Genomic DNA, 16,741 nt, shown 5'->3' on the forward strand with positions numbered 1-16,741 from the left:
TTGCCACTGGCCGAAAAGGGGGAGTGTTATCGCTTTGTTAACCGCCTGTCAGGCCCGACGCGCTCTGCCGCGGCGGCCTGAAAATACGCCGGGAAGTTAACCCGGACGTTTTTTGCACTCTTGTGGTGCTCTCCAGCGTGGGCGTGGTGCAAGGCGTTGCGCCGCCGTCAAGCGCGATCGGCGTGAAAGGGGGCAATGCGATTTTGGCAATGGGGATTTTTAGTATTAATCGGCATAAACAAAGCGATATTTTTATGAAAAAATAACTAAAAAAGCCATTTTGGCGAGTGTAAAGGGCGAAAAGCTTTCTTTCTGTAACTCCCGCCACGGGCGGGGCGGTGAGAGTTATCCACTATTCCTGTGGATAACCTTGTGCATTAGATTTAGAAAAACGCTGTAAAGCGAGAGCCGACGCGGGTTCTGTTCGCTTTGTCCGCAATCTCGTCTTTTTATTAAAACTATTAATTATCAATAAATTAACTAAAATCAAGACGCCAGGGCATTGATCGGGTTTCTATGTGTGATTTTTCGCCGCGGTGCTATCAATAAGTTAATTTTCGGCAAGTTCTGGGGATAAATCTGTTATTGACAATAAAAATGTCACCCCACTGTAACCTCACGGTGCAACGGCGTTGCCGCGCTGCCGCGCGCAGCGACGAATCCGCTTGAAGCTGGTTTTATATCCAGTATCATGGGCACTGGCGCAAATCGCCGACACTTTCCATAATTAGGGGCCACGTCCGGCGCAGAGCCGGCTGGCCGCCTGAGCGCGCGCATCTCCACAGGGTAGCCGAGCAATGAGTAAACTTTTCAAACTGCATTCTGATTTCAAACCGGCCGGCGATCAGCCGGAAGCCATCCGCAAACTGGAAGAGGGGTTGGAAGACGGCCTGGCGCACCAGACGCTGCTGGGGGTAACCGGCTCGGGCAAAACGTTCACCATCGCCAACGTGATAGCCGATCTGAATCGGCCGACCATGGTGCTGGCGCCGAACAAGACGTTGGCGGCGCAGCTGTACGGCGAGATGAAAGAGTTTTTCCCGGAGAATGCGGTGGAGTACTTCGTCTCCTACTACGACTACTACCAGCCGGAAGCCTACGTGCCCAGCTCCGACACCTTCATTGAAAAAGACGCTTCGGTGAATGAGCACATCGAGCAGATGCGCCTTTCCGCCACCAAGGCGCTGCTGGAGCGGCGCGACGTGGTGGTGGTGGCGTCGGTGTCGGCGATCTACGGCCTGGGCGATCCGGATCTTTACCTGAAGATGATGCTGCATCTGACCAAGGGCATGATCATCGATCAGCGCTCCATTTTGCGCCGGCTGGCGGAGCTGCAGTATTCCCGCAACGATCAGGCTTTCCAGCGCGCCACCTTCCGCGTGCGCGGTGAGGTGATCGACATCTTCCCGGCGGAATCGGACGAGCTGGCGCTGCGCGTCGAGCTGTTCGACGACGAAGTGGAGCGGCTGTCGCTGTTCGATCCGCTGACCGGGCAGATTGAGCAGGTGGTGCCGCGTTTTACCATCTACCCGAAGTCGCACTACGTGACGCCGCGCGAGCGGATCATTCAGGCGATGGAAGAGATCAAGGTCGATCTGGCGGACCGCCGCAAGGTGCTGTTGGCCAACAACAAGCTGCTGGAAGAGCAGCGCCTGACGCAGCGCACCCAGTTCGATCTGGAGATGATGAACGAGCTGGGTTACTGCTCGGGCATCGAAAACTACTCGCGCTACCTTTCCGGGCGCGCCGAGGGCGAGCCGCCGCCGACGCTGTTCGATTACCTGCCGGCGGACGGCCTGCTGGTGGTCGACGAATCCCACGTCACCATTCCGCAAATCGGCGCGATGTTCAAGGGCGACCGCGCGCGCAAGGAAACGCTGGTGGAGTACGGTTTCCGCCTGCCGTCGGCGCTGGACAACCGCCCGCTGCGCTTCGAGGAGTTCGAGGCGCTGGCGCCGCAGACCATCTATGTCTCCGCCACGCCGGGCAAATATGAGCTGGAGAAATCCGGCGGCGATCTGATCGACCAGGTGGTGCGCCCGACCGGGCTGCTGGATCCGATCGTGGAAGTGCGGCCGGTCGCCACTCAGGTGGACGATCTGCTCTCCGAGATCCGCAAACGCGCGGCGATCAACGAGCGCGTGCTGGTGACCACCCTGACCAAACGCATGGCGGAAGACCTGACCGAATACCTGGAAGAGCATGGCGAGCGCGTGCGCTACCTGCACTCGGATATCGACACCGTGGAACGCGTCGAAATCATTCGTGACCTGCGTCTGGGCGAGTTTGACGTGCTGGTGGGCATCAACCTGCTGCGTGAGGGGCTCGACATGCCTGAGGTGTCGCTGGTGGCGATTCTGGACGCCGACAAGGAAGGCTTCCTGCGTTCCGAACGTTCGCTGATCCAGACCATCGGCCGCGCGGCGCGTAACCTGAACGGCAAGGCGATCCTGTATGGCGATCGCATCACCGATTCGATGGCCAAAGCGATCGGTGAAACCGAGCGGCGGCGCGCCAAGCAGCAGGCTTACAACGAAGCCAACGGCATCGTGCCGCAGGGGCTGAACAAGAAGATCGGCGACATTCTGCAGATTGGCCAGCCGGTCAACCGCGCCAAGGGTAAAGGCAGGGGCAAGGCGGCGGACAGCGGCGCTCAGCTGCAGAACCTCACGCCGAAAGCGCTGGATCAGAAAATCCGCGATCTGGAAGCGCAGATGTATACCCATGCGCAAAATCTGGAGTTCGAGCAGGCGGCTGCGCTGCGCGACGAGATCCACCAGCTGCGCGAGCAGTTCATCGCGATTTCCTGACCGTTGGACGGCGCCCGCGCTGTGGGCGTCAAAATTCCTTGTCGGCCGCGTCAAAGCTGTTATGGTGTGCGGCCCGATTTGACCACGAAGAGTACCGAACATGAGCCAACACCAGTCTAAAGACCCGCTGCACGGCGTGACGCTGGAGCAACTGCTGAATAAACTGGTGGATCACTACGGTTGGTCCGAGCTGGGCGCGCGCATTCGCATCAACTGCTTCCGCAGCGATCCGAGCATCAAGTCCAGTCTGAAATTTTTGCGTCGCACGCCCTGGGCGCGTAAAGAGGTGGAAGATCTGTATATCGATATGGTCAGCCATCCCGCCCCAGCCAGCGATAATCCCTGGCTGCGCGGGCGAGACGGTTAAATTCGGTTAGCGGCGGTCGGCCAGCTCCACCAGCGCTTGATCCAGCGCCTGGCGCAGCAGCTGGCGATCGTGGCGATAAGGGATGTCGCTCGCTTCCAGCGGTTGCTGAATCACCACCCGATCCTGCACTTCACTGGCGTCCACCGCCGGGCCGACGATCAGCGCATCGATCATTCGGCGGCCGATCTTCTCTTCCATCAGCGTCAGCTTATCCTTTAACGACAGCGCCGCGGCGGCCACGCTCAGCTCGCGGCCGAGGTTGCCGATATAGATCATGCTGGCGCTGCTGCGGCGCAGCGCCTGGGTGAGATCGTCGAGCAGCAGCAGCGGCATCAGGCTGGTGAGAAAACTGCCCGGCCCAATCAGGATCACGTCGGCCTGCGCGATGGCGTCCAGCGCTTCGCGCGTGGCGTTGACCGGGGGAGACAGCATCAGCTCCTGCGGCATATGAGTCAGTTGGTCAACATTCACTTCACCGTAAACATGGTTGCCTTCGTGATCGTGCGCCATCAAATCCACCGGCTGTTCCGACATCGGGATCAACGCCGCGTCCACCTTCAACAGGCTGCGCACCAGGTTGATCGCTTCCAGCGGGCGCACGCTCAGATGATCCAGCGCTTTCAACATCAGGTTGCCGAGGTTATGGCCGGCCAGTTCGCCGTTGCCGCTGAAGCGGTATTCGAACATCGCCGAGGCGACGCTCGGCTCGGTGATCAGCTGGTTGAGACAGTTGCGGGTATCGCCCCAGGCTATACCGCCTTCCGAACGGCGGATGCGGCCGGTGGAACCGCCGTTGTCGGTGGTGGTAACGATGCCGGTCAGGCGGGAGCCTAAGGACGACAGGGCCGACATCACACGGCCCAGGCCGTGTCCGCCGCCCAACGCCACCACGCGGTCGAGATCGGCCAGGGTACGATTACGCATAAATTTCCTTACAAAGGGGCTGAACTGCCCGCATAAGGTAGCGGATCCGGCGTAAAAACGCGATATACCCGTTATCCTTGACGTTGCCTCTGGGGTGAACGCGCTTGCCGTCGGGAGGCGACGCCCATCATTTAGGGGATAAAGAGTGCCATTTGCGTGATTCTGGTCAATTCGCCCTCGTAAGCGATGTTTATCATGGTTTACCCGATTACGCGGCGTCTAAAAACGCTGTATAGACAGTTATATAGCGAATTAACGCGTTGGCTATCGTTGCCGATTAGCGCTAGAATTCTGCTGAAAACCACGGTTTCATTCCGGCTACTCAAGGTAGCGGGAAGAGAAATCAAACTCCTAGCCCCTGCGCCTACGTTGTTCATCCGGAACGATATGGCGCCTGGGCCGTGGCGAAGTCAGCCACCAGGGTGCAGAGGGGAAACGCTCGCATCTCCCGACTTTGGAAAGGTGTTATGGTACCGCAACTCATTGATGCTTATGAGCGCAAGTTCTATTACCTGCGCTTGTCGATCACCGACGTGTGCAACTTTCGTTGCACCTACTGTCTGCCCGACGGCTACAAGCCGAGCGGCAGCCCGAAAAGCTTCCTGTCGCTGGATGAAATCCGCCGCGTCAGCCGCGCGTTCGCCGAACTGGGCACCGAAAAGGTGCGCCTGACCGGCGGCGAGCCTTCGCTGCGCCGCGACTTTACCGAGATCATCGCCGCCGTGCGGGAAAATCCGGCCATTCGCACGCTGGCGGTCACCACCAACGGCTACCGTCTGGCGCGCGACGTCGCCGCCTGGCGTGACGCCGGTCTGACGGCGATCAACGTCAGCATCGACAGTCTGGATCCCCGCCAGTTTCACGCCATTACCGGTCAGGACAAGTTCCGCCAGGTGATGGACGGCATCGACGCCGCCTTCAGCGCCGGTTTCAGCAAGGTCAAGGTCAACGCCGTGCTGATGCGCGACGTCAATCACCAGCAACTCGGCGCGTTTCTCGCCTGGATCAAGGATCGGCCGATCCAGCTGCGCTTTATCGAACTGATGGAAACCGGCGAGGGGGGCGAACTGTTTCGCAAACACCACGTTTCCGGCGAAGTGATTCGCCTGCAGTTGGAGCAGCAGGGCTGGCAGCGCCAGGCGCGCGGCCGCAGCGACGGCCCGGCGCAGGTGTTCAGCCATCCGGACTACCAGGGTGAGGTGGGTCTTATCATGCCGTATGAAAAAGACTTCTGCGCCAGCTGCAACCGGCTGCGCGTTTCTTCCATCGGCAATCTGCATCTGTGCCTGTTCGGCGAGCAGGGGGTGCCCCTGCGCGATCTGCTGGCGGACGACGGCCAGCTCGACGCGCTGAAGGCGCGCATTCAGAGCGGGCTGCTGAGCAAGAAGCAGACCCATTTCCTGCATCAGGGTAACAGTGGGATCACCCAGAACCTGTCGTTTATCGGCGGCTGACAGCCAATAGGAGCTTATTGAACCATGAGCCATGCGAGCAGCGAGTTTATTCCGGCGCATATCGCCATCCTGACCGTGTCCGACAGCCGCGGCGCGGCGGAAGACACCTCCGGCCAATATCTGCAGGAAGCGGCGCAGGAAGCCGGCCATCAGGTGGTGGATCGCGCCATCGTCAAAGATGACATTTACCAGATCCGCGCACGGGTTTCCGCGTGGATCGCCGATGACAACGTGCAGGCGGTGCTGATCACCGGCGGCACCGGTTTTACCGCGCGCGACAACACGCCGGAAGCGCTGTTGCCGCTGTTTGACAGAGAGGTGGAAGGGTTCGGCGAACTGTTCCGCATGGTGTCGTACGAAGAGATCGGCACCGCGACGATCCAGTCGCGCGCGCTGGCCGGTCTGGCCAACCGCACGGTGATTTTCGCCATGCCGGGCTCCACCCGCGCCTGCCGCACCGCCTGGGAGCGGATTATCGAAGAGCAGTTGGACGCGCGCCATCGCCCGTGCAACTTCCAGCCCCATTTGAAGAAGCCCTGAGTCATGACACAGCTAACCCACATTAACGCCGCCGGCGAAGCCCATATGGTTGACGTTTCCGCCAAGGCCGAAACGGCGCGCGAGGCGCGCGCCGAAGCCTTCGTCGAGATGCTGCCCGCCACGCTGGCGATGATCGTCGATGGCAGCCACCACAAGGGCGACGTGTTCGCCACGGCGCGTATCGCCGGCATTCAGGCGGCCAAACGCACCTGGGAGCTGATCCCGCTGTGCCACCCGCTGATGCTGAGCAAGGTCGAAGTGCAGCTGGAGGCGCAAACGGAGCACAGCCGGGTGCGCATTGAAACCTGCTGCCGGCTGACCGGCAAAACCGGCGTCGAGATGGAAGCGCTGACCGCCGCCTCGGTGGCGGCATTGACCATCTATGACATGTGCAAAGCGGTACAGAAAGACATGGTGATCGGCCCGGTGCGCCTGCTGGCGAAAAGCGGCGGCAAATCCGGTGATTTTAAGGTGAACGCATGATCGATATTCTTTTCTTCGCGCAGGTGCGCGAACTGGTGGGCACCGGCGCGCTGTCGATGCCGGCGGATTACCCGACCGTCGAGGCGCTGCGCCAGGCGCTGTGCGCGCGCGGCGATCGCTGGGCGCTGGCGCTGGAGTCCGGCAAACTGCTGGCGGCGGTCAATCAGTCGCTGGTGGCGGCGGATCACCCGCTGCGCGCCGGCGATGAAGTGGCCTTCTTCCCGCCGGTTACCGGGGGGTAAGCATGGAAAACACCCGCATTCGCGTGGGCGAAGCGCCGTTCAACGTCGGCGACGAGTATCAGTGGCTGGCGCAGTGCGACGCCGACGGCGCGGTGGTGACCTTCACCGGCAAGGTGCGCAACCATAACCTCGGGGACGACGTCAGCGCGCTGACGCTGGAACACTACCCCGGCATGACCGAGAAGGCGCTGGCGGAGATCGTGGCCGAGGCGCGCAGCCGTTGGCCGCTGGAGCGCGTGACGGTGATCCACCGCGTCGGCGCGCTGTATCCCGGCGACGAGATCGTGTTCGTCGGCGTGACCGGCGCGCACCGCGGCATGGCGTTCGCCGCCAGCGAGTTCATCATGGACTACCTGAAGACCCGCGCACCGTTCTGGAAGCGCGAAGCGACCGGCCAGGGCGATCGTTGGGTGGACGCTCGCGACAGCGATCGTCAGGCCGCGCAGCGCTGGCACGACGCGGCTAAATAACGCCTCAACAGCGGAAACAAATCAAGACCTTTGCCGCTTTCGCGCGGCCTATTCTGTGGTACGCTTATAGCAGGCGAAGCCCCGTTTACGGGGCTTCGGAATCTTGTTTACAACGCAAAAGGTAACCGTCATGGACCGATATCCACGCTCTAATGGTTCAATCGTCGAACGTGCCAACAGCGGCATTCAGGCCTACATGGCGCAGGTTTACGGCTGGATGACCTGCGGTCTGCTGCTGACGGCGTTCGTTTCCTGGTATGCGGCCAATACGCCCGCGATCCTCAACTTCATCTTCTCCAGCCAGATCACCTTCTTCGGTCTGATCATCGCCCAGTTGGCGCTGGTGTTCGTGATTTCCGGCATGGTCAACCGCCTGAGCGGCGCGGTGGCCACCTCGCTGTTCATGCTGTACTCGGCGCTGACCGGGCTGACGCTGTCGAGCATCTTCATCGCGTACACCTACAGCTCGATCGCCAGCACTTTCGTAGTCACCGCCGGCATGTTCGGTGCCATGAGCCTGTACGGCTACACCACCAAGCGCGATCTGAGCGGCTTCGGCAGCATGTTGTTCATGGCGCTGATCGGCATCGTGCTGGCTTCGCTGGTGAACATCTGGCTGAAAAGCACCGCGCTGATGTGGGCGATTACCTACATCGGGGTGGTGGTGTTCGTCGGCCTGACCGCGTACGACACGCAGAAACTCAAGGCGATGGGCGAGCAGCTGAACGCCGATGATAAAGACGGCTTCCGCAAGTACGCCATCGTCGGCGCGCTGACGCTGTATCTCGACTTCATCAACCTGTTCCTGATGTTGCTGCGCATCTTCGGCAACCGCCGCTAAATCCGTCGTCTTTCATGCCTTAGGGTATCTGGCGATCAAAAAGCTCTGCATGTGACATGCAGAGCTTTTTTTATGCGATCTTGCGGCGGAACAGCGCGTAGGCGGCGCTGCCGGTGGTGGCGGTGATCACCAGCAGCGGCCACAGGCTGCGCCAGATAATGCTGAAGCTGGCGTCCTTCAGGTAGATCTGCTTGGTGATGTCGGTGAAGTGGCGTATCGGATTCACCCAGGTCAGATCCTGCAGCCACACCGGCATATTCTCCACCGGCGAGACATACCCCGAGAGCAGGATCGCCGGCATCATGAACACGAACACGCCGATAAACGCCTGCTGCTGAGTGGCGCACAGCGACGAGATCAGCAGGCCGAAACCGACCAGCGACAGCCCGTAGATCAACATGGTGGCGTAGAACAGCAGCAGCGATCCGGCGAACGGGATCTGATACAGGAAGATGCCGATCAACAGCACGATGCTGGCCTGGAAGCTGGCGACGATCAGCGCCGGCACCGCCTTGCCGATAAAGATCTGCCAGGTGGTGAGCGGCGAGACCAGCAGCTGTTCCAGCGTGCCCTGTTCACGTTCGCGCGCCACCGACAGCGAGGTGACGATCAGCACGCCGATGGTGGTGATCATGGCGATCAGCGACGGCACCACGAACCATTTGTAGTCCAGATTCGGGTTATACCAGTTGCGTACCACCAGTTCGCTGTTGTTGGGTTTCGCGCGCTTGCCGAGCAGCTCGTTCTGATATTCCTGCACGATCTGCTGCACGTAGTTGGCGGCGATCTGCGCGCTGTTGGAGTTGCGCCCGTCGAGCAGCAGCTGCAGCGGCGCGGTGTTGCCGGTGGCGATATCGCGCGAGAACTGCGCCGGGAAGCGGATCAGCAGCAGCGCCCGCTGGTTGTCGATGGTGGTCTTTATCTCCTGCGGATTGCGCAGCAGTAGGACATGGGAGAAGGCTTTGGCCTTGGCGAAGCGTTGGGTCAGCTCTACCGAGGCCTGGCCGCTGTCCTCGCTGTAGACCGCGATGGTGGCGTTGGTGACTTCCAGCGTCGCGGCGAACGGGAACAGCAGCACCTGCAGGATCACTGGCATGATTAAAATGGCGCGGGTTTGCGGATCGCGCAGCAGCGCCTGCATTTCCTTGATGATGAGCGTCAACAGACGATGAAACATCGCTCTTTCTCCTCAATCCAGCCGGCGCTGGGTTTTCCAGGCCGTCAGGCCGATGAACACCACGGCGGAAGCGATCAGGAACAGCAGATTGATTAGCAGCACGGTGCCGACGTTGCCCGCCAGGAACAGCGTTTGCAGCGTGCTGACGAAGTAACGCGCGGGAATGATGTAGGTCACCGCGCGTACGATGGCCGGCATGCTGTCGATCTGGAAGATGAAGCCGGACAGCATGATCGACGGCAGGAAGGCGGCGTTCAGCGCCACCATCGCCGCATTGAACTGGTTGCGGGTGAGGGTGGAGATCAGCAGGCCCATGCCGAGGGTGCTGGCGAGGAACAGGCTGCTGATCAGCAGCAGGATCGGCAGCGAACCGCGATAGGGCACGCCGAGCACCCAGACCGCCACCGCCATGCACAGCGCCATGGCGATCATGCCGAGGAAGTAATACGGGATCAGCTTGGAGAGCAGCAGCTCGCTGCGCGTCACCTGGGTGGAGAGCAGGGCTTCCATGGTGCCGCGCTCCCATTCGCGGGCGATCACCAGCGAGGTGAGAATGGCGCCGATCACCGTCATGATGATGGTGATGGCGCCGGGAATGATGTAGTGCCGGCTGATGGCCGCCGGGTTGAACCAGTAGCGCATCTGCACGTCAATCAGCGGCTTGTCGTTGCTCCCCCGATCGGCGGCGCGCTGCTGCTGCCAAATTTGCCATACGCCCTGGGCATAGCCCTGCACGAAGTTGGCGGTGTTCGGCTCGCTGCCGTCGGTGATCACCTGGATGGGGGCGCTGTCGTGCGGGCGCGCCATGCGCTGGTCGAAATCCACCGGGATCACCACCAGGCCGCGGATCGTGCCGGCCTGCATCTGCTGGATCAGCTGCTGGCGGTTGTCGCTGATGGTCGGTTCGATATAGGGCGAACCGGCGAACGCCTGGGCCAGATCGCGCGCGTCTTCGCTCTGTTGCTCCATCAGAATGCCCAGATGCAGCTTGCTGGAGTCCAGGTTGATGCCGTAGCCGAAGATAAACAGCAGCATCAGCGGGATAACGAAGGCGATCAGGCCGCTGCTGGGATCGCGCAGTATTTGCCGCGTCTCCTTCAGGCACAGCGCGCGCAGTCGGCGCCAGGAGAAGCCGCCGTCGTCGATTGGGGCTCGATTGTCGCTCACCGCGGTTCCTCCTCGTCGTAGCCCTGCACCAGTTCGATAAACGCCTGTTCCATCGAGGGGTTGGGGTTGTCGTCGCGCGCTACCTGTTGTTTGAGATCGTCCGGCGTGCCGGCGGCGATGATCTTGCCGCGATACACCAGGCCGATGCGGTCGCAGTATTCCGCCTCGTCCATAAAGTGGGTGGTCACCATCACCGTGACGCCCTTGTCGACCATGCCGTTGATGTGCAGCCAGAACTCGCGCCGCGTCAGCGGATCGACACCGGAGGTCGGTTCGTCGAGGAACAGAATATCCGGTTCGTGCATCAGCGCGCAGGCCAGCGCCAGGCGTTGCTTGAAGCCGAGCGGCAGGGCATCCGGCGTCTGATCGAGGATCGGCGCGAAGTTGAAGGCGCGCGACATCTCGTCGATTTTGTCGCGCTGCGCCTTGCCGCTCAGGCCGTAGACCCCGGAGAAGAACTTCAGGTTCTGCGCCACCGTCAGGTTGCCGTACAGCGAGAATTTTTGCGCCATGTAGCCGAGGCGTTGGCGCGCCTTGCCGGAACTGGTCTTCAGATCCATCCCCAGCACCAGCGCCTTGCCGCCGGACGGCACCAGCAGGCCGCACATCATTTTGAAGGTGGTGGACTTGCCGGCGCCGTTCGGGCCGAGCAGGCCGAAGATTTCGCCACGCCGCACCTGAAAATCGACGTGATCGGTGGCGGCGAAATCGCCGAATTTCTTGGTCAGCTGCACCGCTTCAATCACCGTTTCACCGCTTTCTCCGTCAACGGTCGGCATGATCTCCGCCAGCGCCGAGCGATGGTTGGGGCCGCCGCCGAGCAGATCGATAAACGCATCCTCGAAGCGCGGATCCGCTTCGTCCAGTTCGGCGTCCGGCAGATCCAGCGCCTGCAGCAGCTGCCGATGATCTTCGCCTTCTTTCAGGATCAGGCGCAGGTACTTGCCCTGGATCACGCCGTCGGTGACCGCCGGCAGGCAGATCGCCCGCTGCAGCAACGATCGATGGCTGCCGGGCGGCGCGGCGATCAATACCGTGCGTCCGGCCATGCGCTGGGTCAGATCCTGCGGCGCGCCGCTGAACAGCAGCTCGCCCTCGTTGAGCAGCAGCACTTCGCGACACTGCTCGGCCTCGTCGAGATAAGAGGTGCTCCACAGGATCAACATGCCGTCATTGGCCAGCTCGTGCACCATGCGCCACAGCTCGCGGCGCGAGATCGGATCGACGCCGACGCCCGGTTCGTCCAGCAGCAGCACCTGGGGTTCGCCCACCAGCGTGCAGGCCAGTCCCAGTTTTTGCTTCATGCCGCCGGACAGCTTGCCCGCCAGACGCTCGGTGAAGCGGGTCAGATCGGTGAATTTCAGCAGCCGTTCGAAGGTCTGGCGGCGAAGATCGCCGGTGACGCCGCGCAGATCGGCGTACAGCGTCAGGTTCTCCATCACCGTCAGATCCTCATACAGCCCGAATTTCTGCGGCATGTAGCCGAGGATCGCATGCAGTTGGCGATCCTGGCCGATCGGATCCAGCCCGGCGACCCGCAGTTTGCCGCTGCTTGGCTTCAGCAGCCCGGCCAGCATGCGCAGCAGGGTGGTTTTGCCGGCACCGTCCGGGCCGACCAGTCCGATGACCGCGCCGCTGCGCAGGGTGGTGGTCAGGCTGGCGACCGCCGGTTTCTCAAGCGACGGGAAGCGCTTTTCCAGCCCTTCCAACTCGATGGTGTGCGCCTGTTCCATGGCCGGCCTCAGGGTTTGGCGAAGCGCAGGGTGACCGGCATGCCCTGACGCAGCGCATCGTCGGCGTCGGTGACGATCACCCGCAGGCGGTACACCAGATCGGTGCGCAGATCCGGCGTTTCAACGCTTTTCGGCGTGAATTCCGCGGTCGGCGAGACGAAACCGATCTTGCCGTGGTAAGGCTTGCCGGGGCGGCCGTCGGTGTAGATCTCAAGCTCGGTGCCGGGCACCGCCTGGTTCAGGCTGGTTTCGTTGACGTAGGCGCGCACCCACACCGGCCGGGTCAACGACAGGGTGAACACCGTGCCGCCGGCGCCGAGCATGGTGCCCGGCTCTACCGCACGGGTCAGCACCGTGCCGGCGGAAGGGGAGAGCAGCGTGGCGTCTTGCAGGTTCAATTGCGCCTGCGCCAACGCCGCTTCGCTTTGCGCCACCTCGGCCTTGGCCTGTTCAATCTCTTGCGGGCGATTGCCGCTGCGGTATTGCGACAGTTTGTCTTTCGCCGCTTGCAGGTTGGCCTGCGCCTGGTTGCGGGCGGTGCGCGCATCCTCCAGCGCGTCGGCGGAGGTGGCGTTTTTCGCCCACAGCCCTTGCTGGCGCTTCAGGAAACTGTCGGCGTAGGCGAAAGCGGACTGGCGCTGCGCCATTTCTGACTGCACCTGGGCTATCTCTTCGCTGCGATAGCCGGCCTGCAGCAGCGACAGTTTGGCGCGCGCGCTGCCGACGTTGGCTTCGGCCTGTTGCAGCGCGTTGCGGTAGGGAGCATCGTCCAGCTTGCCGAGCAGCTGGCCCGGCTGAACGGTATCGCCTTCATCCACCGTCAGCGACGCCAGGCGGCCGTCGACGCGAAAGCCGAGGTTGACCGTGCGGATATCGACGTTGCCGTACAGCGTCAGCGGCCGCTCTTGCTGCTGTTGGTAATGCCATACCCCGTAAGCGACGGCCGCGATCAGCAGAATCAACAACACGATCAAGGCACTGCGTTTTTTGTTCATAACACTCCCTGCCTGAATTTACGCGCCGTGACGTTGGCGCAGCCCAATAACTAAAATCTCGATATGCTCGCTCAGCACCGCCGCGATTTGCGCCGCTTCGCCCTCACCAATCTCTTGCCAGCCGGCCTGACGGCGGATGGTCTCCCGCGCTACGCGGAACGACAGCACCTCGCCAATCAGCGCATGGGTATGCAACACGAGGCGGGCGGCGCGTTCGTCGATGCCGGTGGCGGCCGACAGCAGGCGGCACAGCCGTTCGTGCATCGGCGCGATCACTTGGCGGTGGATCAGCGGATAGGCGTCGGTTGGGGCGAGCTGTTCGCGCGACATGATTTTGCTCAGATTCAGCGTGTGCGGCTGGGTCATCAGCTCGCTGAAGGCCAGTAGGCCACGCTGCAGCAAACGCAGCGCCGCGTCGGGCGATCGCTGTGCGGCAGGCTGCTGCCCAAAGCGATCGACCTCTTCGGCCAGCGGGGCGAACGCCTGCTGGATGAAATCGGCGAGCGACTGCGCCACGGCCAGATACAGCCCCTCTTTGGAGCTGAAGTAGTAGGTGATGGCGGCGATATTCTGGCCGGCGCGCTGGGCGATATCGCGGGTGGTGGCGCCCTGCAGGCCATATTCACCGAACAGGTCGGTCGCCGCGGCGAGCAGTTGCCGGCGCGTTTGCTCGCCGCGCGCCCGGCCGGCGGCCTGATGAGGGACGGAAGCTGGCATAGGTCACGCTCAAAGTTAATCAATCATATGATTAACTTTATGCCAGATTGTTTAAAACGCAACCGCTAACCACAATGAGTTATGTGACCGACTTCAGATAATGCTGAATTTACGGCAGATTGTGCTCTCTGCACGTAAAAGTGCTTTTTATTGCGCGACTTCTGTTACAATCGCCGCCTGGTGCACTGCAGTTTGTGCCAATCCCTCGTGGTCATGCTTAATGCCCCGTCTGATCATCCTCCCAGGAAACTGCACCGAACACTGTTAGGTTAGGGGGGATCTGGAGTTTTTCTCTTTATGTCATTTGAAACCCTCGGCTTAAGTGCTGAAATTGTGCGCGCTGTTGAAGAACAGGGCTATCGCGAACCGACGCCAATTCAGCGTCAGGCTATCCCTGTCGTGCTGGAAGGTCGTGACCTGATGGCCAGCGCCCAGACCGGCACCGGTAAAACCGCCGGTTTTACCCTGCCGCTGTTGCAGCTGCTGAGCAAGCATGACCATCCGGTCAAAGGCCGTCGCCCGGTGCGCGCGCTGATCCTGACGCCAACCCGTGAGCTGGCGGCGCAGATCGGCGAAAACGTCGATGCCTACAGCAAACACCTGCGCCTGCGTTCGCTGGTGGTGTTTGGCGGCGTGAGCATCAACCCGCAGATGATGAAGCTGCGCGGCGGCGTCGATATCCTGGTGGCGACGCCGGGGCGTCTGCTGGATCTGGAACATCAGAACGCGGTTGACCTGTCCAAAATCGAAATTCTGGTGCTGGACGAAGCGGACCGCATGTTGGACATGGGCTTTATCCACGACATCCGCCGCGTGCTGGCCAAGCTGCCGGCCAAGCGCCAGAACCTGCTGTTCTCCGCCACCTTCTCCGACGACATCAAGGCGCTGGCCAACAAACTGCTGCATAACCCGGCCTCGGTGGAAGTGGCTCGCCGCAATACCGCGTCCGAGCAGATCGAGCAGAGCGTGCACTTCGTCGACAAGAAGCGTAAGCGGGAACTGCTGTCGCAGATGATCGGCGAAGGCGACTGGAAACAGGTGCTGGTCTTTACCCGCACCAAGCACGGCGCCAACCACCTGGCGGAACAGCTGAACAAAGACGGCATCACCGCTGCGGCGATCCACGGCAACAAGAGCCAGGGCGCCCGTACCCGTGCGCTGGCCGATTTTAAAGACGGCCGCATCCGCGTGCTGGTGGCGACCGACATTGCGGCGCGCGGCCTGGATATCGACCAGTTGCCGCACGTGGTGAACTACGAGCTGCCTAACGTGCCGGAAGACTACGTGCACCGCATCGGCCGCACCGGCCGCGCGGAGCGTACCGGCGAAGCCATCTCGCTGGTGTGCGTGGATGAACACAAGCTGCTGCGCGACATCGAGCGTCTGCTGAAGCGTGAAATTCCGCGCATTGCGCTGCCGGGCTACGAGCCGGATCCGACCATCAAGGCCGAGCCGATCATCAACGGCCGCCAGGGTGGCGGACGCGGCGCGCCGCGCGGCAACGGCGGTGGCCAGCGTTCCGGTAACGGCGGCGGTCAGCGCAGCGGTAACGCCAACGGCGGCCAGCGTGAAAACCGTGGCAACGGTAACGGCAACGCTCGCCCGCAGGGTGACGGCCAGCGCCGTTCCGGCGCGCCGGCCTCGCGTCGCCCGCGCAACCGCAAACCGGCCGAATAAGCCCGATTGCGCAAAAGCAAGCCGCCTGTATGGGCGGCTTTTTTTTGCCTGGCGGAACGACATTTTCGTACTAGGCTGGACGGTGGCTATCCCTACATTCCAGGAGACGGAGATGAAATTGAAGTGCGCAATTCTTGATGATTACCAGCAGGTGGCGCTCAACATGGCGGATTGGTCAGCGCTGGCCGATCGGGTGGAGGTGTCCGCCATCAGCGCGCACTTTACCGATGAGGCGGAGCTGGCGGTGCATCTGCAGGAATGCGACATTCTGGTCATCATGCGCGAGCGCACGCCGATAACCGCCTCGCTGCTGGCGCGGTTGCCGCAGCTGAAGCTGCTGATCACCTCCGGCATGCGCAATGCCGCTATCGATTTGGCCGCCGCCGCCGAGCGCGGCGTGGTGGTGTGCGGCACCCGCAGCGGGTCGGCGGCGCCGATGGAGTTGACCTGGGCGCTGCTGCTCGGGCTGGCCAAGCATATCGTGCCGGAAAGCGCCGGGCTGCGGAACAACGGCCCGTGGCAGCTGGGCTTGGGCGTCACGCTGCAGGGGAAGACGCTGGGGCTGCTGGGGCTGGGCAAGATCGGCGGCCAAATGGCCAGGGTGGCACAGGCGTTCGGCATGCGGGTGTTGGCCTGGAGCCAGAACCTGACGGCGGAACGGGCGGCGCAGGAGGGCGCCCTGCTGGCGCCGTCCAAACGGGCGCTGTTCGAGCAGAGCGATTTTGTCTCCATTCACCTGGTGCTGAGCGATCGCAGCCGCGGGCTGGTAGGGCGGGACGAATTGACGGCGATGAAACCCACCGCTTACCTGATCAACACCTCGCGCGCGGGGATCGTCGATCGGGCGGCGCTGGTGGACGTGCTGCAACAGCGGAAGATTGCCGGCGCCGGGCTGGACGTGTTCGAGACGGAGCCGCTGCCGGCCGACGATGTGTTTCGTCAACTGCCCAACGTGCTGGCGACGCCGCATGTGGGTTACGTGGCGGACGACAACTACCGCGCCTACTTCACCGAGGCGGTCGAGGACATTGCGGCGTTTCTCGCCGGTCAACCGATCCGTCGGCTGGGCTGATGGCGTTTTTAATGCCCGCAGAGGCTTGTCTGGCGCGGGCATTCACCCGTATCATTGCGGGTCTTTTTTTAG

At 62.0% G+C, this 16,741-nt stretch carries 17 protein-coding genes and 1 riboswitch; of the genes, 11 read left to right on the plus strand and 6 right to left on the minus strand.

Going from position 1 to position 16,741, the window contains the following annotated elements; all coding sequences use genetic code 11:
• Positions 1 to 137: 137 nt before the first annotated feature.
• The 3 genes from ACJ8IP_RS11910 (at position 138) to ACJ8IP_RS11920 (ending at position 3,177) form a co-directional block, all read left to right on the plus strand.
• Positions 138 to 266, plus strand: coding sequence for a hypothetical protein (locus tag ACJ8IP_RS11910; protein WP_255326645.1), 129 nt, complete (start codon positions 138 to 140; stop codon positions 264 to 266).
• 531 nt (positions 267 to 797) lie between these two features.
• A complete protein-coding gene (gene uvrB, locus ACJ8IP_RS11915) occupies positions 798 to 2,810 on the plus strand; it encodes an excinuclease ABC subunit UvrB (protein WP_033642236.1) in 2,013 nt (670 codons plus the stop codon).
• Between the two features lie 100 nt (positions 2,811 to 2,910).
• Positions 2,911 to 3,177, plus strand: coding sequence for a VF530 family DNA-binding protein (locus tag ACJ8IP_RS11920; RefSeq protein WP_004939783.1), 267 nt, complete (start codon positions 2,911 to 2,913; stop codon positions 3,175 to 3,177).
• A gap of 6 nt (positions 3,178 to 3,183) precedes the next feature.
• Here ACJ8IP_RS11920 and yvcK read toward each other — a convergent pair whose 3' ends face one another.
• The gene (gene yvcK / locus ACJ8IP_RS11925) at positions 3,184 to 4,101 is read right to left on the minus strand and encodes a uridine diphosphate-N-acetylglucosamine-binding protein YvcK (protein WP_033642237.1); all 918 of its coding nucleotides are present in this window, start codon (positions 4,099 to 4,101) and stop codon (positions 3,184 to 3,186) included.
• 336 nt (positions 4,102 to 4,437) lie between these two features.
• Positions 4,438 to 4,582: riboswitch (molybdenum cofactor riboswitch) on the plus strand.
• Between yvcK and moaA the strand changes: the two genes are divergently transcribed.
• The 6 genes from moaA to ACJ8IP_RS11955 all read left to right on the plus strand — a co-directional run bounded on the left by moaA (position 4,569) and on the right by ACJ8IP_RS11955 (position 8,131).
• Positions 4,569 to 5,555, plus strand: coding sequence for a GTP 3',8-cyclase MoaA (gene moaA, locus ACJ8IP_RS11930; RefSeq protein WP_016928681.1), 987 nt, complete (start codon positions 4,569 to 4,571; stop codon positions 5,553 to 5,555). Its footprint overlaps the riboswitch before it by 14 nt.
• Before the next feature lie 24 nt (positions 5,556 to 5,579).
• A complete protein-coding gene (gene moaB, locus ACJ8IP_RS11935) occupies positions 5,580 to 6,095 on the plus strand; it encodes a molybdenum cofactor biosynthesis protein B (protein WP_033642238.1) in 516 nt (171 codons plus the stop codon).
• A 3-nt stretch (positions 6,096 to 6,098) separates the two neighbouring features.
• Positions 6,099 to 6,578 (plus strand): cyclic pyranopterin monophosphate synthase MoaC, encoded by a 480-nt coding sequence (gene moaC, locus ACJ8IP_RS11940; RefSeq protein WP_164107172.1) that lies wholly within the window; start codon positions 6,099 to 6,101, stop codon positions 6,576 to 6,578.
• On the plus strand, positions 6,575 to 6,820 hold the full coding sequence (gene moaD / locus ACJ8IP_RS11945; RefSeq protein ID WP_004939768.1) for a molybdopterin synthase sulfur carrier subunit: 246 nt from the start codon (positions 6,575 to 6,577) through the stop codon (positions 6,818 to 6,820). Before moaC ends, moaD begins: the two co-directional genes overlap by 4 nt.
• Positions 6,821 to 6,822: 2 nt before the next feature.
• Positions 6,823 to 7,290 (plus strand): molybdopterin synthase catalytic subunit MoaE, encoded by a 468-nt coding sequence (gene moaE, locus ACJ8IP_RS11950; RefSeq protein ID WP_072628147.1) that lies wholly within the window; start codon positions 6,823 to 6,825, stop codon positions 7,288 to 7,290.
• A gap of 130 nt (positions 7,291 to 7,420) precedes the next feature.
• A complete protein-coding gene (locus ACJ8IP_RS11955; RefSeq protein ID WP_004939761.1) occupies positions 7,421 to 8,131 on the plus strand; it encodes a Bax inhibitor-1/YccA family protein in 711 nt (236 codons plus the stop codon).
• 70 nt (positions 8,132 to 8,201) lie between these two features.
• Here the strand turns inward: ACJ8IP_RS11955 and ACJ8IP_RS11960 are convergent, their stop codons facing one another.
• Genes ACJ8IP_RS11960 through cecR form a run of 5 tightly spaced genes read right to left on the minus strand, consistent with a single transcriptional unit; the run spans position 8,202 to position 13,920 of the window.
• The gene (locus ACJ8IP_RS11960) at positions 8,202 to 9,308 is read right to left on the minus strand and encodes an ABC transporter permease (RefSeq protein ID WP_047025671.1); all 1,107 of its coding nucleotides are present in this window, start codon (positions 9,306 to 9,308) and stop codon (positions 8,202 to 8,204) included.
• A 12-nt stretch (positions 9,309 to 9,320) separates the two neighbouring features.
• Positions 9,321 to 10,475 carry an ABC transporter permease gene (locus ACJ8IP_RS11965; RefSeq protein WP_164107171.1) on the minus strand — a complete coding sequence of 385 codons (1,155 nt, stop codon included), beginning with the start codon at positions 10,473 to 10,475 and terminating at the stop codon, positions 9,321 to 9,323.
• Complete coding sequence (locus ACJ8IP_RS11970; RefSeq protein WP_099785322.1) at positions 10,472 to 12,208, minus strand: ATP-binding cassette domain-containing protein; 1,737 nt, start codon at positions 12,206 to 12,208, stop codon at positions 10,472 to 10,474. Before ACJ8IP_RS11970 ends, ACJ8IP_RS11965 begins: the two co-directional genes overlap by 4 nt.
• A gap of 8 nt (positions 12,209 to 12,216) precedes the next feature.
• The gene (hlyD, locus tag ACJ8IP_RS11975) at positions 12,217 to 13,203 is read right to left on the minus strand and encodes a secretion protein HlyD (protein WP_033652365.1); all 987 of its coding nucleotides are present in this window, start codon (positions 13,201 to 13,203) and stop codon (positions 12,217 to 12,219) included.
• An 18-nt stretch (positions 13,204 to 13,221) separates the two neighbouring features.
• On the minus strand, positions 13,222 to 13,920 hold the full coding sequence (gene cecR / locus ACJ8IP_RS11980) for a transcriptional regulator CecR (protein WP_033642245.1): 699 nt from the start codon (positions 13,918 to 13,920) through the stop codon (positions 13,222 to 13,224).
• A 297-nt stretch (positions 13,921 to 14,217) separates the two neighbouring features.
• Between cecR and rhlE the strand changes: the two genes are divergently transcribed.
• Entirely contained in the window at positions 14,218 to 15,597 is a 1,380-nt protein-coding gene (rhlE, locus tag ACJ8IP_RS11985) for an ATP-dependent RNA helicase RhlE (protein WP_042783890.1), read from the plus strand.
• Positions 15,598 to 15,709: 112 nt separating this feature from the next.
• Complete coding sequence (locus ACJ8IP_RS11990; RefSeq protein WP_108680300.1) at positions 15,710 to 16,669, plus strand: D-2-hydroxyacid dehydrogenase family protein; 960 nt, start codon at positions 15,710 to 15,712, stop codon at positions 16,667 to 16,669.
• Positions 16,670 to 16,741 lie beyond the last annotated feature (72 nt).

The sequence above is a fragment of the Serratia sp. CY52157 genome (assembly GCF_052168495.1).
Taxonomy (GTDB): domain Bacteria; phylum Pseudomonadota; class Gammaproteobacteria; order Enterobacterales; family Enterobacteriaceae; genus Serratia; species Serratia ureilytica.

What these genes read in the sequence shown, in the direction of transcription:
- cecR (WP_033642245.1), bottom strand. Translation starts at nt 13,920, where the DNA reads ATGCCAGCTTCCGTCCCTCATCAGGCCGCCGGCCGGGCGCGCGGCGAG.
- yvcK (WP_033642237.1), bottom strand. Translation starts at nt 4,101, where the DNA reads ATGCGTAATCGTACCCTGGCCGATCTCGACCGCGTGGTGGCGTTGGGC.
- ACJ8IP_RS11955 (WP_004939761.1), top strand. Translation starts at nt 7,421, where the DNA reads ATGGACCGATATCCACGCTCTAATGGTTCAATCGTCGAACGTGCCAAC.
- uvrB (WP_033642236.1), top strand. Translation starts at nt 798, where the DNA reads ATGAGTAAACTTTTCAAACTGCATTCTGATTTCAAACCGGCCGGCGAT.
- moaB (WP_033642238.1), top strand. Translation starts at nt 5,580, where the DNA reads ATGAGCCATGCGAGCAGCGAGTTTATTCCGGCGCATATCGCCATCCTG.
- moaE (WP_072628147.1), top strand. Translation starts at nt 6,823, where the DNA reads ATGGAAAACACCCGCATTCGCGTGGGCGAAGCGCCGTTCAACGTCGGC.
- rhlE (WP_042783890.1), top strand. Translation starts at nt 14,218, where the DNA reads ATGTCATTTGAAACCCTCGGCTTAAGTGCTGAAATTGTGCGCGCTGTT.
- hlyD (WP_033652365.1), bottom strand. Translation starts at nt 13,203, where the DNA reads ATGAACAAAAAACGCAGTGCCTTGATCGTGTTGTTGATTCTGCTGATC.
- moaC (WP_164107172.1), top strand. Translation starts at nt 6,099, where the DNA reads ATGACACAGCTAACCCACATTAACGCCGCCGGCGAAGCCCATATGGTT.
- moaD (WP_004939768.1), top strand. Translation starts at nt 6,575, where the DNA reads ATGATCGATATTCTTTTCTTCGCGCAGGTGCGCGAACTGGTGGGCACC.
- ACJ8IP_RS11960 (WP_047025671.1), bottom strand. Translation starts at nt 9,308, where the DNA reads ATGTTTCATCGTCTGTTGACGCTCATCATCAAGGAAATGCAGGCGCTG.
- moaA (WP_016928681.1), top strand. Translation starts at nt 4,569, where the DNA reads ATGGTACCGCAACTCATTGATGCTTATGAGCGCAAGTTCTATTACCTG.
- ACJ8IP_RS11970 (WP_099785322.1), bottom strand. Translation starts at nt 12,208, where the DNA reads ATGGAACAGGCGCACACCATCGAGTTGGAAGGGCTGGAAAAGCGCTTC.
- ACJ8IP_RS11990 (WP_108680300.1), top strand. Translation starts at nt 15,710, where the DNA reads ATGAAATTGAAGTGCGCAATTCTTGATGATTACCAGCAGGTGGCGCTC.
- ACJ8IP_RS11920 (WP_004939783.1), top strand. Translation starts at nt 2,911, where the DNA reads ATGAGCCAACACCAGTCTAAAGACCCGCTGCACGGCGTGACGCTGGAG.